We start from the raw sequence: 17,912 nt of genomic DNA, 5'->3' as shown, positions 1-17,912 counted from the left end.
CTTTAGAATAGGTTGGAAAATTCTTTTGAAAATCTATTTATTTAGAACCGTTAAAATTGTTGCCCAAAGAAAAAACTCTAACCATGATTCGGTTAGAGTTTTTCTTTATATCTCCCCTTCTTAACTATGATTCAAGATCATATTCTTAAAGAGGAAAAAGCTCGATAATTATTTATTTGTTAACCAAAATATCAGTGTCTATTTTTATTAAGTTCTAAGTTCATTTAAAATGAACAAATAACTTAACTGTTTATATATTTAAATATATTATTGAAATATATGTTGATGTTAATTACAAATATACAATAATATATATGTTGAAATATGTTTTACTATTATTATCAAGTATTTTTTACTTCTAATAAATCAACTTATGTTTACTTTATTTAGCCACTACCTTTGGTACTTTTATTTCTTTAATAACTTATGAAACATGAATATCAACTTCATATATCACAATGTTTTATAAATATATTTTAAAAGTGAAATTCATTTATTGATATTAACAATATTAATATATAGATTAACATATATATCAACATCAATTTAGATATATGTTGTTATTATTAACTTGAACATACTTGTTAACAATTTTTTATTTTATATTTACTTCTCATAAGAAGAAATAAAACATATAAACTAATTATAATATTAAAATATATGCTGATATATTTAATACAAATAAAATCATCTATATTTTTATAGTATAATGCGATATATATGTTAACATATGTTTTAAAATTAATATCGAAATATCTATTGTAGATATACAGTACCAATCTTTACGCATCAGACAAGGTTATCTATCTCTTAATAGAAACGATGTTATAATCAACAAAAAGAACGGTAATTTCATTTAATAAAATATACAATGAAATATATATTGTCATATATTCTAATAACGATATAAAATCCATCTATTTCTATATACAATACATTTTTCGGTACTTTTTTTACTTAAAACTATAAGTAGCATCAAAATTCATATTTGTAATTTAATAGAAAAATGTTGTGTAAAAAATCTGATATATTATATAATAACATAATATATAACATATACGTTAACATATATAATGTTATTATCAAACGTACTTATCTTTAATATGAGGCACTATCATTTTAATTAAAATAAAGATAATAGTTATCTCTTAATATAATAGAATCATAGATCATTAATCTATTCATGGTGAAAATATGTGAATTAGACAATAAAGCCCCAAAATTTTTAAATATTAAAACATATACATCATTATATGTTTTAACATATGTTTGAAAAATAAAGATAATTTATATATTTAAAATCATTTGGAAAGGTATAATTTAACATCTAAAGTCTTCGGTTTTTTATCATTGTGTAAGATCATCTTTTAGCATTTCAAATTTAAAATTTTTTTGCTAATTTGAATATTAAAATAGATATTAAAACAAAATTATTGTTACTTTTAACATATACAACGAAATATATGTTAATGTATAGCTATGAAGTATAATATATGTATTTGACATTATCTTTTCGTCATTTTTATTTCCTTTGTTTACTGGTTTCCAGATATCCGAAACAACAAATGTTTAAACAAATGTTAAATATCTATTAAGTATCATTGTTTAAATCATCAATAAAGTTAAAAATGAGTTATATTTTGTAACGTATGATAACATATATATTACCATACGTTACTATCTCTTATAAGTTGAGCTTTTTTAATCCAGATTACTGGCATTCTATTTATTGAAGTGATTTTTCTAAAAAGGGATTTATCCTTTAAGCTTGGTTTTTTTTGAATAATTGAAAAAGATCAAATTTTTAAAGAATAGATAATTTAATATATATATTGACATATGTTTTAAAACTATTATCAAATTATGTAATAACATAAAGTATAATGTTGTAAATAGCATCTATGTCTATTAATACATTAATGCTAAAATAGTTATAAAGATTTTATCTATATCTAACTACATATTGATAGAGGTGAAAGTGTTGACAGCAAAAATAATTACGTTTGGTATAAGTAAAGGCGGATGCTCCAAGTCTACTAGCAGCGGCATCACTTCTTTTCTATTAAGTAATGATGAAAAGGTTTTGGCCATTGATATGGACGGGCAAGGGAATTTAACTAGTTTCTTAACCGGTGAATATGACATATGCAATGTGTTTGAGGAAAAGACTATTCTAGAGGCCATTTTAGAAGGTGATGCAAGGTCATATATCATCAAAATCAAAGAAAACCTCGACTTAATTCCCTCAAATGATTTCCTTGCTACTTTACCTAGAAAAATGTTTGAAAAAGGGCTTAAATTAGATGCTTTGCAGAAAGCTCTAGAACCAGTAATGGAAGATTATGATTGGATTGTCATTGATACACCGCCGGCACTATCCGAACAAACGGTTATGCCCCTAAGTACACATTCAGATGCTGGAAGTTTTGCTGTTGTGATGTTTGACGGTTCTATGTTTGCGTATTATGCCATCCCTAAGTTTTTGGAGATTATAGAAGGGGCCAAAGAGCGTTATAATCCATCGTTAAAAACGGCTGGAATCCTATTTTCTTTAATTGATGCAAGAGCCAAAGAAAACGAAGTAATGTTAGAAGCCGTAGATGAGGATTATCCCAACTTAAAATTCAATACGATCATAAAAAGAAAAGCCTCTACCAGACGTCTAGCGATCGAAGGTTTTGAAGGAAATTCTGAATTAAAAAACGCCTTAGAATATTACATTCCCTTTGTAAAGGAGTTGAAAGAACGTGTCAACCAAAAACAGCCTCAAAGATCGAATTAAAAAGCCTAATGCTACCCAAGCATTCTTTAATTCATATGATACAAATAATGAAGACACTGACAACTTAGATAATAATGAAGATGATAATATTGTTGTTGATGAAAACAAAACAAATGATAACATTATTAATAAAGATGATGTTATCAATAAAGAAAATGTTAATAATAAAGATATTGCAGTAAATAAGAATAATGATAAAACATATGTCATTAATGACAACGATAACATCAATATTGTTGTTGATAATGATGAAGATGATGATTATCTCCGAGAATTAGCCACAGGAAAGAAACCTATAAAAAAGAAAAACAAGAAGGTCTTTACCTCATTTTATATGGATCCAGACTTGGCTATGGAAGTAGACAAAATTGCTGCAAGAGGTGAAAAAGGGGATAAATCCAAATTGATTAACAAAGGAATAAGAAGGTTGTTAGAAGAATACGGTGTTATTGAAAAAAAATAAAATTGTTTTTTAAAATTACCAAAGCCGGGTTTTTGAATTTCGAGTTCTCTTCATGAAAAGTTTTCACTAAAATAACGATTAAAAACGCTGGCCTATTCGTATAAATGAATAGGTCTTTTTTTTACAGCTGGTGAACTTCTTGTAGCTCCTGGAATGGTGATTGCTTCTTCTTGTTGTTGATAATAATTGATGAAATCAATGAAGACAAAAGCCATAAATAACAGTAAAGAAGAAGCTAAAAATATATTTGAAAATAGATATCGATGACACTATGCAAGAATCTGAAAGATCCTAGTAGCAAAATTTTTTCATTTTTTCTTTATCTTTATTAATTCTTCCTCGGTTTTTTGTAATGCTGATAGTGTGCATAACAATAAAGATGCTACATTGAAATCATAAAGTTGCTATTAATTTCTTTACTATGAAAGAAATAGAAAAACAAGCTAAAATAATATTGAAAGAGGTATTATTGGAAGCGTTAAATAACATATTGGTTGATAAAGAAGAGGATATTATCAATAAGGTTTTAGATAAAATTAACCAACAATAAAATATGAATTGAATTCGATAAATATTTTGAAGATATTTTGAGGAAGAAGTCATCTTCAACTAATGGAGTGCCTTAATCCAAACATTTCCAAATTAATAATTTTTCTAAGGGGCCTTTTATAGAACTAATTACAGGTAAGGTAATTATTATATCTTTTTTTTTTGAATCATCAGGGCTCTATTTTTGCAAAAAAAGGGGGGGACCAGGGAGAAAGTCCACAACAAATAAGACAAGTTATCATATATTGAATTAATTCATTAATAATAAAGGAATTTCAATTGTAAGGACCCAAATTATAATAAAAATATTGGAATAAGTTAACAAGTTCAAATAAATTTAGTTTAAAACGGTTTAATTTTTGGGAGCCTTTTGAGGCCTTTTTATTTTGTATAAAATAGGGGAAATTGATTGGAAACAAATGAAATTTTACCGGGGGATGTTTTTATTTTATTTTATCTAATGTAACCTACCTATTGAAAAGGCAATAGAGGGGTAACACACTGTCCTTCTCACTGCACTATTTTCATCGACAACCAATCAGTTGCAATGCGCAATAGTTGAGAACAACTGAAACTTCTCCACTATCTGATTACCTTGCTGAGAAGGATATAAGGCTTGAAGTATGGCGAGATGAAACTTTAACAGATAATGAGAGAAAGATAATAATAGATTACGTTACCAACCATTTTGGCATTCAACGATTACTTAGTAATCCTCGTTAAATTAGCAAGATTCGATATCTAGATATTCTAATTAATAGCTTTTATAAGGGAAAGCGAAGAATCTGTTTATCTTTTGTAAATGATTTTAGCAAGTCAGTCGGTAGAAATTAGGCAAAAGTAACTTATACCCCGGCTCCTGTTGAAGTATTAAAAGGCAATAAACTTACTTGGAAAGGGGCACTAATAAATGGGAGATGAATACACAGAAGAAGAAAGAGAACGTATGGCAAAACTGGAAATCAGATTAGAGAATATTGAATTAGTAGTAACAAGGATGGATTTAAAAATGGATGCATGGCAAGCCAATTTTGTTTCAAAAGAATTGTTGGAAGAAAAGTTGAAGTTACAAAATAAAGAAATTGAAAGATTGCAGAACGAGTTAGAACGATTGGATAATGAAAAAAAATCATATAAATCGTCGTTACCTTTATGGGCTGCAGCATTCATCGCAGCCATTTCTTTAATTGTTTCGTTATGGCGCATGTGAAATTAGGGGGAGATGGTTTGGATAAAGTCGTTAAAGAACATTTACAGAATGGGAACATTTCCACGTTCATAATAAGCGGACAATTTCTAACTTTAGTTCTCCCCATCTATAAAGCTCATAACCAAGGGAAAAAAGTAAAAGTAACCATAAGCTGTTTCATTAAAAAGCAATAGTTGACGGTTGATTAGGGAGTAATCAATTCATTGAGCAATAATAATTCATTTTAGAATTAAAGTGCTTCCCTCGGTTATAACAGTGATCAAAAATAATTCATACTAGAGGAATTAAGGAATAATTTTAAACAAAGAAATGACTTATCTTATCAAGTAAAAGAGGGAGGATAAACCCATTAGGTTATGGATTAATGATGGGGGAACAACAACATTAAATTAAACATTAATAACACTAATGACATATATGTTATCAATAATAATAAATATAAAAACGTTGATATCATTACTAATAAAAATGATTTATACATTTGGATAATATCTTCGGTAGAAAAGAAGAAATGACTTTTTTATGAAGAATTTGAAAAATCTTTTTTTATAGATTTTTATCTTAAGACCTGCTTATTCTGTAAAGGACTTCTTCAAGAGAACTATTTTCGTCCTATCTTACTTATTTGTTTAACCAATTGAAGAATTGCAAAACGCAGCTGGAAGATAAATGATACATCACATTAAAAAGTAAAATAATCGGGAATTTTTATTATTTAGCTATAAATCAGGGAAAATAACTAGAAGAGATTAAAAGGGTTTTTTTATAAAGCATTATGTCTTGGTTATATTTATTTTTTCTACTTTGTCGTTGTATCCATCTCAAACAAATACAATTGCAATGCCATACAGTTTAACATCGGAGGAAATTGAGATCATCCAAGCCTTAAAAATGCCAAGGGTGGGGCATTATTCTGTAAAGTACAATTAAGCCCAGCGAGTGAATTGTTCAAAAACCCAGCCGTTCCACCGACGTTGAAGCTACTAATTAAAATACAGGCAAAACCACGAAGCTTTTGCTTTGTCGTGTATAGCGTGGCCTCCATCACAGTTGCTGGCTATCAAGTGACCTCCAAATAAGTGAAAGGGTAAAGATAGCAACCCCAACTATTTTAATGAAAAGGTTTGATTTTTAGATCAATCCAAAAACATAATGAAAAGTAAAATTAAAGCATCTTGCACAACCGTATTTGTTTACTAAACCCTAAACTAGGTCGAGAAAAAAGTCCAAACCAAGTAGACGATAAAAATCTTGCTAACCAATGAAAGATAGAAAACTTCAATGAATGAAGTTTATAATAACAGAATACAATATAAATCGATATTAATAACAGCATTAACATATATGTCATAAATAACAACAATAGTAAATATAAAATTATTAACTTTGTTATCAATAAAAACAATGAATACCTTTTAATATAAGCTTCGGATAAGAAAGCAAATGGCTGATTAGAAAGAAAATTAAAGAATGTATAATAGAAAATCCTTATCTTTCGTCTTTCTCCTTATAATAAGGGCTGCATTAATTGTCTCTTTTAAACGTATACAAAGTGTAACATTTTTTCTTTAGATGGTTCCTTATCTTCTTTTATTTTAGCAAGTTAAGAATCCATTAGACATTGCCACTTATCAGTGCTCAACTACTTCAATATCTCATTCAAAAAAAATAATTTCAAAAAAAGAAGTACCAGAAAGTCTCCATAATAAAATACGACAAACCCCATCGGATAAATGCCACAATATCAAATTACCTGTAACATCCATCATGCAGATAAAGCTACGTACATACTGTAAGCAAATAAAGAGATTTTATCAAAATCAAGATGGACAGGCCCTTAGTCAAACCGCTTTTAATACTGCCCTTATACGATTCGGATTCCATCGTATTGAGATAGTAAACTGGGATCTTGAATATGAAGACACCAAAATCTATATGCATACCATGCTAAAAGAAAACCATTACCAAACGATTGGTGGTCCGTATGGGCTGGTTATTCAAAGGCAGATGTCAGAACGCAAGGTTGTTTTCTTTATTATGGAAAGCGTCTTGAATTGGATTGAAAAGGGTGGTTCACTTGAAGAAATATTACAGTAGATTGAATCTCCTTCAAAAAAATTACAAGGGCTCTCATCTCGAAAAGAGTTCCTTGAGTATATTTTTGGCAACCGAAAGTACTTAACCATTGTCACCGGGTACTATGATTATATAAGAGGCGAAGTGTTTATGGGTTCTTGGTAGCAGGAAAAGAGCGATATTTAGAAGAAAAGAAAGTAGAAAAACGAGTTATGAAAGCATTGACAGATCACTTATTCACATTTTGAATCCATTGAAGAGGAAAGCATCGGGAAAGAAGCAGAAAAAGGAAAGAAAGCCCACATCACGAACAAATGAAGGAATCTGAAATACTAAGGGGAGAGATCTTCTTACATGACTGTAACAATTGAGGATTTGTTGACGATCCTTTACATAGACTACATCAACCAGATAAAAGACCAAGGAAATTCAGTTATAGTTCAGAAAACATTCCTTTTTCCTGAAATCGGCCCTATTGAAAAGAAATCAGGTGGGAAACCCTTATAAGAGATACTTACTTTATGGAACAATACTTAAACAATGTAATATAAATTTTTACTTTTAATACGATAATTCGAATCTTAAAAAGATAACAGAAATGAATATAGGACGTCATGCTAGCCAGCCCCAAAAAATGTCTATATTTATCGCAAAAAATATATTCTTAAAAAAGATGAACCAAATTACGCATAATATAACAAATTTGTATGAATTGCAAAATGACAGGACTCCTTTTTAAAAGGACTGTATAATGAACCATAACTCTAATTATGCAAGATCACCCCTAAATCCCTTCATCTATTCCATCATTTAGAAATGCCTTCCTCTCAGTTATAAGACATAGAACTTTACATAGTGCATCTTGACTGTATTTCCTTATAAGTTTAATAGGTTCTAAAGTATTTCTTTTGCTTTTAAAATTTTATGACCATGCTCTTCACCCATAATAAATGTTCTTTGATGAATTACAAATTTAAACTTTGAAACTTCTTTAAAAGGGATAAATGTAGTTGAAACCACTTTGAAACCTATTTGAAAAGTATCAACTTTTATTAAAAAGTTTCAAATTTGTTTCATATTCTCCAAAATTTCAAATAGGTTAGTAACATCCCAAAGTAAAGGAGTGTTTATATGACGGAGAAAGCAGGGGTTTTCGCTTGTGATAATGGAGGCTATAGTACATGTGTTGTCACTGCTAAGTGTTTTAATCAATTTCCTAGTGTGAAAGGGGAGTTTAGGGAGAGAGCTCTCGTGAATCCACAAGGAAGTCATGACTACATTGTGGAATTTAAAGCAAAGAAATATATGGCAGGGACATTAGCTCAAACAGAATCCAGGTTTCCAATGCAAATGCATACTCGTTCAAAGCAGCATCTTTTTTATGACTTGTCCATTATGATAGCTATACATCAATTTGGCTATGATAAAAATTATCTTATCACTAGTGTACCCATATCTATGCATCAAGAAGAGGAAAAAGAGGGGATTCGAAAACGATTAGTTGGGGAGTGGTCATTAGTCATCAATGGGATTGAGAGGAAATTTACGATCGAAGATGTAAAAGTTGCTCCGGAAACCGTTAGTGCCTTTTGGATAAATGAACCAGAAGGAAAGACTAGGTTTTTAGACATTGGCTCACGTACAGTTGGCTATGGAACAACAATTAAAGAAGGAAGCATGATGAAATATATCGATTCCGAAAGCGGAACTTTTATGGGGAAAGGATTGGAGGCGACGGAAACAACAAACTTTGAAGAATTTGCAGATTATTTAGCTGGTAAATTATTGGCTTTATGGGATGACAAGGATCAAGTGTATCTTTTAGGTGGAGGGGCTAAAAATATGACAATCGTAAATCAATTTAAAAAGTATTTCAAGAATGCAGAAGTGATGAAAAATCCGCAAATTTCCAATGCAAAAGGAATGTATATATTAGGGAGAAATGTCTATGGCCGGTCGTAAGATAGATGAATCAAACGTCGATGAATTTCTAGAGGAACTAAAGAAGCGGACAAGTGGAAAATATATTAACCAAGGTGTAGCTTTTAATAAAAATTGTAAAAGACAAATGACTTTACTTAGAGGAGCTTTATTAGATTCAAGTTCTTTCAGTGGATTAATCAAAGAAATGCTAGCGGTTCGATATAGTGATGATTCTAAAAAAGAAAAAGCAGCTGATGCCTTTGATCCACCAGAAACCTCTAACTCAGTTTTTTCAGAACCAATAAAAGAAAATATACGGGAAAATAGTTATAGCGGGTGGGTATAATTTCTTTTTACCCTCTCGCTTGTTACCCTCTATTTTCTTTCATTTTATCTCAAAATGTATTATTTTTAACATCAAATTGAAGATATTCAAATGAGGATAATAAGAAAAACGAACAATACATATAATAAAAGCGACACTAAAAGTGCCGCCATCATTTAATAATTTTTTGTTCATACATGATTTTTAAAACATATTTTAACTTTTCTCTTGATAGTCCAGTTAGGTGTATTTTGTCATCTGGCAAGGATTCTAAATTCAACTCCCATTCAGGTTTTGTATGAGAAAACCAAGTACCTATTTGCATATTTGATTATGAACGCTTCCCTGTATCTCCAACTGATTTGGTTGCATCGTTTCTTTCGTCTCTTGTCATCGTTAGCACCTCACTGAATTACTTTGTTAATCATATCTTGTCCCTTAAAAGGAGGCTCTATACGTGAATGTAGATAATAAACACAATAATTTCTCAGATAAGCAAAAAATCGTTTATTTGAGTTCTGGAAATAGAGAATCACTTGAATCACAGGATGAAAGCGAAGGATATTCCTATATTTCCGTTCGTTTTAAAAAAGAAAACTTTGAAAAATTACTATCATACACAAACTACGCAAATGTTGAAGCAAAGATAAGGAAAATTGATGTTGAATATACTCCTGAGGATTTTATTAAGGGAGCAACGATGTATTTTATAAATGCCATGTTAGATGACATTGAACCGAACAATCCAGAGATAATAAAAAAGCTTTATGAGACGCTTCCTGAATTTGTACCTATTCTAATTGAAGCCACAAAACAATTGGAGGATAGTCCCAAACAAGACATAGAGCAGCTTATTAAATGCGATGGTGCAATAAAAAATAACATCAAACAATTGATGAAGGATCGTAAAATGACTCAAAAGGAATTATCAGAGTTGACAGGAATTGATAAAAGCAACTTATCTATCTACATGAACAACAAATCACAACCATCCATTGAATTTTTCCTTAGAATATGGCATGCCCTAGAATATCCTCCTCTTACTGAATTGTTATATAAAGAGAAATGATCTTGATGCTTTAGCATCTCTTTTTTTCCTTCAGGTTAGTAATTTTTAACTTTTCTTGAAAAAAATTAAAAAAAAGTTATAATCCATGCACCAACTGCAATAGTTTATACCATAACGCAAAAGGAGTGGTTTTTGATGATAGGGGGAATAGGCTTTATTATTATCACCGTGGGGAAGATAGGGCTAGCAATCGGAACCGCAATAGGGTTCTCTGCATGTATGAAATGGTATCACAAGAACGAAGGAACTTCTAAGAAGAGGGAGAGTGGTAAACGTGTCTATCAAAGTACGGATATCAGGGAGAGACTCAACCACATCCCAAAATAACCATGTGGAGTTTTATGTTCATTCTACAAGTGTTAAAGAAAAAGTAACTTTTTTTCTACAAAACAAAGAGAAAGAGGTGATAAATCTTCCGAAAACCAAGCAAGAAAAGTTAAAAAAGACACTATTCACAGCCTATCAGACCTGTTTATCCCTGATACTGTTTGTAAAACCAGCTGCCGCAACAACGCACACGTTAGACACGAAGCTAATTCCAACAGATCTTCTCGATACCATCCTACAATTAGAAATTCTAGCAGTCGTCCTCGGAGTAGCATTAGCGAACCTTACGTTCGTAGGAGCAGGAATTTACCGGATCCTTCGGAAAGAGAAGATATCAAGGGAATGGTCAGTAGACATTATAAAAGGGTTGGTCCAAATCCTCATCGCACCCGTATTCATTACAACTATTATATACATCATCAGTCTGTTATTCGGAAACTCAGAATGGTTTATCAATCCATTAGAAATTTACTCAAATCAAAGAAATCCTTTCCCTTCGCCGCAGTAACGACTTCCCTATTGTTTTTAAATATAGGTACAGCTAAAGCAACAGCTTTACAGGATCATTATCAAACCGTGTCTAATAATAATAGTTCCATTTTTTCATTTAGCCATTTGGGATTTTTGGATAACACTAAAAGTATCTATTTGCAAACACAAGAATTTTATAATCAGATTCATGCTGTGAATTATTGGTTTACAGAATTACCGGTCCATATTGCCCAGTGGAGTGTAAATTTATTAACCTGGATTTATGAATTAATATCAGCCTTGATTCTACAAACTCCCTTATGGTTATTTAAAAATACTTGGTTTATCGATACATCTTTGGTTTTTTCCTCCATTTCAATAGGAGTTATAATCATTCTAACCAGTTTTGAAAGCATCAAACAAATTCTAAAAAGAAAGCATAGTGATTTTGCGAAAATCCTAAAGAGATTACCCTTTGCGATTATTGGGGCTGGGGCTGCACCTTATTTATTCCAGAAAACTTATGAATTATTAAATCTATTTTCGCAATCGATTACGAAAATAGGAGCCTCTGAAATCCGGTCAGAAGATTTTATGACAGCTTCTAAACTATCTGGCATAGACACAGCTGCTTTAATTGGCTTTGACATTATCCTTATATTGATTTTGATTCCACTTATTTTACACACTGGGAGAAGGTGGTTTGATTTAATTACATTAGGTGTCATGACTCCTTTAGCTTTAACATGTTGGATTTTTGATGATTACCGTTATTTGTTCAATATGTGGTGGTCAAACATTAAACATCTCTCATTGGTTCAACTCGTTTATGCTAGCTTCATTTGCGTTATGGGAATTTTTATATTTGGTACCCGGAACGTAATAGAAGGAAATGGATTTTACATGAAGTTATTAGTGGTGATAGGCGGATTATGGAGAATGGCAAATCCTCCAGGTTTTGTCGTCAGAAATGGGGATTCAGGCAAAGATGTCACCCATATTTACAGAGACCTCAAACACATTTTTACGAAAAAAACGTTACTTCCGGTTCAAAATGGGAAAGGGTTTTTAAAAAAACTAAAAACCAAACCACCTAAATGATAAAAAGGGAGTGAATAAGATTAGCTTATTGTTTCATTCGAAAACCGTTCCAACTCATGTCTTTATCCAAATAGATGAATTCGATATTTATGAATTGTATGGTAGAATTCAAAATTCAAAAATGGAAGGAGCGATATATGGCTTAGAAAAACGTATTACGAAATCATCTATTCAGAATCTTGCCTTTGTTCCACCTTCTACAATTGATTCCAATGGAAATTTCCCGATAACGACAAAAATCTCTATTGATGATAAATCACATGTGTATTCTTTAATTCTTGAAAAAAATCCCTTGTTTCCGCTGAATTTTTCGCCCTATTCACACCTTTTTAGTAAAATAAATTCACTTACATCCATTATAGAAGAGGATCAATATATTCTTTTTCAGTTAATATTTATTCCTATTAGAGAAAAAATGCAAGAGGATCTTATCTCTCAATATACGGATTATTTAAATGGCATTGATAATCCAATTCCAAACCCATTTTTACGGACCTTCCAAAAAAAGATGATTTTTTTTTTAGATAAAATAATTGCTCATGATTTAGAACGTGAACCAGTGGAAGACATTGAAAGGAAAATTATCGATGACTTTTTTCAATTTGCCTTTAGGATAGTTATTAATGGAGAACGAAACCTTACGATTATTAAAGAAAAAATCAAGGAATGCCTTGTCCCACATTCATATTTGAATTCATTTAGGTTAATTGAATTAGATGGACAAAAATTGTTCCCCTTCATTCAAAATAGGGAATTTAGTCACCGTTCAAAAAGTCAAATCTTATCGAAAGCAGAGCTGTTTTCTTTATTCTCAACAAATAATAGAAACAAAATACCAGAAGAAGTAAGGGAAGATATAACAGAGCATGATTCGGAAAATCAGTACAAAAGGGGATTAATTAATTTATTACCTGAAGGGGAATCTCAAAAGACAGTTTCACAAGAACAGCAATACGTGCAAATCTTTGGAAATACACTTAGAAACCTACATCTACTTGGGATAGATGAATACCTAAAAATAAAATCATTTGAAGAGGGAGCTACCCTTAGAAAAATAACTATTTCCTTGCCATCAGGCATTAAGCTTTCGGAAATGAAAAGCAACTTAGAGAACATTCAAGCTCAAACCGGTATTGACCATATTGAAATCAGCAAAGGGGCTACACCTGGAACCGTATCATTTATGTTTCCTAAAGAACAAAGAAGTATTGTGTATCTGAAGAATTTATTAAAAAATAAAGAATTTAATACGTTTATAAAAAAGTCCATTCTTCCATTTTCAATTGGCACAGATGAAATTGGAGCCCCTATTTATATAGACCTTGCTAAAGTTTATCATTTGCTCATAGCAGGCTCTACAGGTAGCGGTAAAAGTGTTTTCCTAGTCCAATTACTATTAACATTGATATTAATGAAGAATCCCTCGGAATTACAACTTTACTTGATCGATCCTAAAAGAGTGGAATTGAAGAAATTCAAGGAATTTCCTCATGTAAAAGAGTTGGTTTATGAACCAGATGAAGCACTTACGATATTAAATTCTTTAGTCTTAGAAATGGAAAGAAGATATGAACTATTAGATGATCATGATGTCGATGAATTAAGTGAATACAACAAAAAAAGCACTAAAGAAGAATTGCCTTACCTAATATGCGTTATTGATGAATTTGCTGATTTGATCATGATGAATGAAGAGGTTAAACATTCCATTGTTCGATTAGGACAAAAGGCAAGAGCTTGCGGGATACATTTAATTTGTGCTACCCAACGTCCTGAAGCAAAAATCGTTGATGGGCTGATTAAAGCAAATTTACCAACTAAGATTTCCTTTAGATGCTCTTCTATAAATGACTATAAAACAGTATTCGGTACCTCCCAGCCCTACCATCTATTAGGTAATGGTGATGGCAGTATTAAACTAGAAGGAGCTTCAAAGGAATTCATTCGGTTTCAAGGACCAGTCATACACGAAGATAAGTCGATTACACAGAACTGTTTAAAAAAAATAGCAAAAATGATTGAGGATGACGGCATTCAAGGAATTCGATTACTAAACAACATTGAATCCTCTGAAAAGGAAGTGGAACCACTAAATAAATTAAAAACAATCATTGCCAAGACGGGAGAAACAAGAATCAGCCAGTTACAAAAAGAAATAAAAATGAGGATTAATACAGTCCAAGATTTGATGGCTGTTCTAGTAGAAGAAGGATGGCTTATGAAACACAAGGCGAAATCAAAAGGATACGAACTTATTGCCTCTGAGGAAGAGTTGGAGATATGGAGAAGGGTAGAAGAGGAAAAGGATAAATGACAAACTTTTAAAATTTTAAATCAGATGAGAATGCAAATATCGCCGGTAACCTTCCAAAATAACTGCAATACTGATAAGGAAAAGGGGGCAAATCACAAAAAGGATTATGCCCCTAATAAGTTTTCTTAATAACAAGACTACTTTTTTAACATCATAATAATTTCAACTGTGATAGCAGCCACAGTCTATTTTAGTACGAAATGCTCCAAAAAGGGGGGGAATGCTAAATTATCTCTAGCATTCAAATGTATTTAAATTAAAACATTTAACTTTCGACGATAATTTAAGGCTGATCTTTATAATTGAAGAATACAATGAAAAAAAGAAGTCCGCTCCTTATTTCTACTTAAAATAATGCAGGAGTACATCTCCCAATATTAACTACTATCTAAAGAAAACAATAAACCGATTGCGGATTATCTTATATACAATAAAATATATAATATATCGGTGTTAATAATAACAATAAAATATATGTTAATAACAACATTAATAAAGATAAAATCATTAAAATTGCTTTTTGCATCTTTCTTCATTCTTTTTACAATGTTCCCCTTATAAAAACTAAATGAAAAAAATGGAGCCATTTCCAAAGAAAGACGAATCCGCTTTTACATCTTCACTAGGCTTGACTATTGCAGCTGCACTTTTTTTGCTCCATGCAAGGGGAAATGTTTCTCCATGGATTAAAGATGGAACAATAAAAGAAGGGTTAATGCTTAAATATAAGTCAAATTACTGAGTGTTGATGTTTAATATAATATATGTCAATGATAATAATAACAAAAAAATATATGTTAATAATGACAATAATGATAAAGATAAAATCAATAATATTCCATTGTACATTGTTCTTCATTATTTTTAGTTAAAAGGAAGGTATTTGTTAGGAATACTATCCCATCAATAAAAATATTAAGCACTTTCTTCCATATAAAAAAAGCCTCGAATTTACGAAGCTTATTTTGTGTTTAACCAATACTTCATTTTTACAATGTTCTCCTTATATGGACGTTTAATGAGGTTCCTTTCATATCTGGATAAGGTGCTATGGGAAATACCCATTTCCTTAGCTGCCTGTAAAATACTTATTCCCCGAGCAGTTCTTTCCTTGTTGATGGTTTCAGGAGTAACCGGCTTTTCTCCAACTATCTCTATGGTTGCGGCAGTCTCATTTTGACTCATCCCCTTTAACATGGAAGAAAAATTCACTGTTTCATAATCATTGTCCTCAATCAACAATAAGTCTTTATCATCCCCGATTCCCGTGATTTCAATGGGAGGTATGATTTGGATGCGAGCCTTCAACCAGGTGTTTACAAACCAATTTCGCTCCTGCTCAATCTGTTGCTCAATGTCTTGTTCCTTATAGTTCCATCCTTTAATGATTCCGTCTTGCTGCAAGGTATCTAGTATTTCTTCAAATTGTTCCTTGATCCTTGAACCGTATCGTGGATTGACCTCCAAATCCATGACATTTAACAGCCCTTTATCTCCACCGATATGATAGGCCCTTAGATAGTCTGCACTCTTTTGACGAATTCTCCACTGCCAGGATAAATACCGAGATAACCGTTTATGATACTTTTGTTTCGTCGGATGGTATTCAAGTGTCTTTAATGCCAACATTCCACTACTTTTTTGGGAACCGAACAAGAAGTTGGCAAGCAGTTCCCCAGGACGGATGCTGCATTCGTAAATGCCAATCGGATCGTCTCCACGATAGGCGACGGTTACGCTATCCACCAAAAACAAAGGATTGAATTGGACTTGCCCGATTTCCTCAAAATTGCCTTGGTCCTCGTTGATGAACCTCAAATTTTCTCGTTCTATCCTAATCCATATCGTTGTAAGAGCAGCTAGCCTCTTCATAATATCATCACGTTCTTTTTTGCGATAAGAGGTTTGATAGCCGTCTGGATCTTGTTTTCTACCTTGCAAATGTCTAAGATTTAAAGCATCATCGGTGTGGAAATGAATCATTTGGTCTTTATGGGTGGCCTGCTGCATCCAGAGAATTGAAACGATATCGAAAATGTCTGCTGTTAAGTCATCCATCGAAGTGATGGCTTGAGAGGTAAGATTTTTCCATTGTTCGATCGCAGCATTGGATTTCACTTTTAGGTAGGCACTCTCTGATCTCACCTGGGCAGTCGCTTCTAACGCCTTTTCAGCTATCCTTGCAGTAGGAATCTCTGTAGCGATGTCAAATTCATTTTTACTAATGGTCTCCCTTAATTTATGAAATAATAAAGCCGTACCGGAATCCGCAAAGTTCTGGTTCAATAAGGAGTTTATAACTTGCCTATTGTTAGATTTTAGGGAATAGGAGGCATTCTCTTCCCCAACTATCCGTATGTATGGAAGAACAAAATTTCTAATTTCCTCTTTATAATCATGGGCCCAGTTTTCCATACTCTCAAAAGGCAATTGATGATCTTTTACTAAACGATCCATGATTACAATAAATGCCTTTAAGGATTGGCAAGGCTGGTAATCTCCTTGACTTACCATAAGATGACAGATGTCGTCGTTCCACTCAAGAAAGAGTTGAGGATGATCTGGAAAAATCTTTTTCGTAACATTCAAAAATTTATTTTCTAAGGTCTTTAACATGATTCTTCATCCCTCCCTTTCTTTGTTGGTTCCATGTTTTTAAATGAGTATTGTTGGATGTAATTATAGAAAGTATCCGTTTCTAAAATACCCAATTCATTCAGCAAGCTGATGGATTCAAAAGAAAGGAACTGAATTATTGGACTTTTTTCCAGGATTGTATTTTTAAGCTGTTCAATGTCCTCTTCTAGATAAACAATATAATTTCCGTTAGATTCCTTAATTTCTTCAGGTGAATAGCTGGTTTCTTTGATAGGATGTTGATGTCTACATTCATATACTATTTCACCCTCGATATAATAAGTCGTTACACTGGACTCTTTAGCAGCCTTATAAAATTCAATCTGTTTGCGAAACCATATGGGACCGCTTGATAAGCTAACCACTGGTTTAGGCAGCACACCACGCAGATGATAGGTAGAGACCTTTCTACGATCCCACCCAAGGATTTCAGAAGCCTCTTTCACACCCACTAAAAAATCCATAATTATTCCCCTTTTATAAACAGTATAAGGTTATTATGGGTGGGAATTGTTGCATTTGTCAACAACTATTGGATTTTATCAGTAAAATGGCCTAAACCCTTGTTATTTCTTCCCGTTATATGTGGATTTTGAAAGTGCAACTCTTACTTGCTCTGACGTTTGCTCTCACAATGTGCACATTGCATTTGTTAACCATGTCTG

Annotated in this window: 13 protein-coding genes; 11 read left to right on the top strand and 2 right to left on the bottom strand. The window is 31.9% G+C overall.

The window, feature by feature from the left end:
- Window positions 1–1,981 precede the first annotated feature (1,981 nt).
- From JN080_RS21975 to JN080_RS29705, 11 genes are all read left to right on the top strand, one after another.
- Window positions 1,982–2,782, top strand: coding sequence for a ParA family protein (locus tag JN080_RS21975; protein WP_256238117.1), 801 nt, complete (start codon window positions 1,982–1,984; stop codon window positions 2,780–2,782).
- Window positions 2,748–3,245, top strand: coding sequence for a ribbon-helix-helix domain-containing protein (locus tag JN080_RS21970; RefSeq protein ID WP_256238116.1), 498 nt, complete (start codon window positions 2,748–2,750; stop codon window positions 3,243–3,245). Before JN080_RS21975 ends, JN080_RS21970 begins: the two co-directional genes overlap by 35 nt.
- A 1,459-nt stretch (window positions 3,246–4,704) precedes the next feature.
- Complete coding sequence (locus tag JN080_RS21965; protein ID WP_256238115.1) at window positions 4,705–5,004, top strand: hypothetical protein; 300 nt, start codon at window positions 4,705–4,707, stop codon at window positions 5,002–5,004.
- Window positions 5,005–6,771: 1,767 nt separating this feature from the next.
- Entirely contained in the window at window positions 6,772–7,101 is a 330-nt protein-coding gene (locus tag JN080_RS21960; RefSeq protein ID WP_256238114.1) for a hypothetical protein, read from the top strand.
- A 333-nt stretch (window positions 7,102–7,434) separates the two neighbouring features.
- Window positions 7,435–7,587, top strand: coding sequence for a hypothetical protein (locus JN080_RS21955; protein WP_256238113.1), 153 nt, complete (start codon window positions 7,435–7,437; stop codon window positions 7,585–7,587).
- A 624-nt stretch (window positions 7,588–8,211) separates the two neighbouring features.
- Complete coding sequence (locus tag JN080_RS21950) at window positions 8,212–9,042, top strand: ParM/StbA family protein (RefSeq protein ID WP_256238112.1); 831 nt, start codon at window positions 8,212–8,214, stop codon at window positions 9,040–9,042.
- A complete protein-coding gene (locus tag JN080_RS21945) occupies window positions 9,029–9,349 on the top strand; it encodes a hypothetical protein (RefSeq protein ID WP_256238111.1) in 321 nt (106 codons plus the stop codon). Before JN080_RS21950 ends, JN080_RS21945 begins: the two co-directional genes overlap by 14 nt.
- Before the next feature lie 436 nt (window positions 9,350–9,785).
- Window positions 9,786–10,397, top strand: a complete 612-nt coding sequence (locus JN080_RS29710; RefSeq protein ID WP_256238110.1) for a helix-turn-helix domain-containing protein — start codon at window positions 9,786–9,788, stop codon at window positions 10,395–10,397.
- A 274-nt stretch (window positions 10,398–10,671) separates the two neighbouring features.
- Window positions 10,672–11,232 (top strand): hypothetical protein, encoded by a 561-nt coding sequence (locus JN080_RS21935; protein WP_256238109.1) that lies wholly within the window; start codon window positions 10,672–10,674, stop codon window positions 11,230–11,232.
- The gene (locus JN080_RS21930) at window positions 11,169–12,296 is read left to right on the top strand and encodes a hypothetical protein (RefSeq protein WP_256238108.1); all 1,128 of its coding nucleotides are present in this window, start codon (window positions 11,169–11,171) and stop codon (window positions 12,294–12,296) included. The genes JN080_RS21935 and JN080_RS21930 overlap by 64 nt, the downstream gene beginning before the upstream one ends.
- A 10-nt stretch (window positions 12,297–12,306) precedes the next feature.
- Window positions 12,307–14,610 (top strand): FtsK/SpoIIIE domain-containing protein, encoded by a 2,304-nt coding sequence (locus JN080_RS29705; RefSeq protein ID WP_256238107.1) that lies wholly within the window; start codon window positions 12,307–12,309, stop codon window positions 14,608–14,610.
- Window positions 14,611–15,570: 960 nt separating this feature from the next.
- On the opposite strand, the gene JN080_RS21920 is transcribed toward JN080_RS29705, so the two are convergent.
- On the bottom strand, window positions 15,571–17,226 hold the full coding sequence (locus JN080_RS21920) for a helix-turn-helix domain-containing protein (RefSeq protein WP_256238106.1): 1,656 nt from the start codon (window positions 17,224–17,226) through the stop codon (window positions 15,571–15,573).
- Window positions 17,220–17,711: a hypothetical protein gene (locus JN080_RS21915; RefSeq protein WP_256238105.1), complete on the bottom strand. Its 492-nt coding sequence runs from the start codon at window positions 17,709–17,711 to the stop codon at window positions 17,220–17,222. The genes JN080_RS21920 and JN080_RS21915 overlap by 7 nt, the downstream gene beginning before the upstream one ends.
- Window positions 17,712–17,912 lie beyond the last annotated feature (201 nt).

This window comes from Bacillus sp. EB600 (genome assembly GCF_024494385.1).
In the GTDB taxonomy this organism is placed as follows: domain Bacteria; phylum Bacillota; class Bacilli; order Bacillales; family Cytobacillaceae; genus JAEVLT01.
This window is presented reverse-complemented; position numbering and strand designations above follow the sequence as displayed.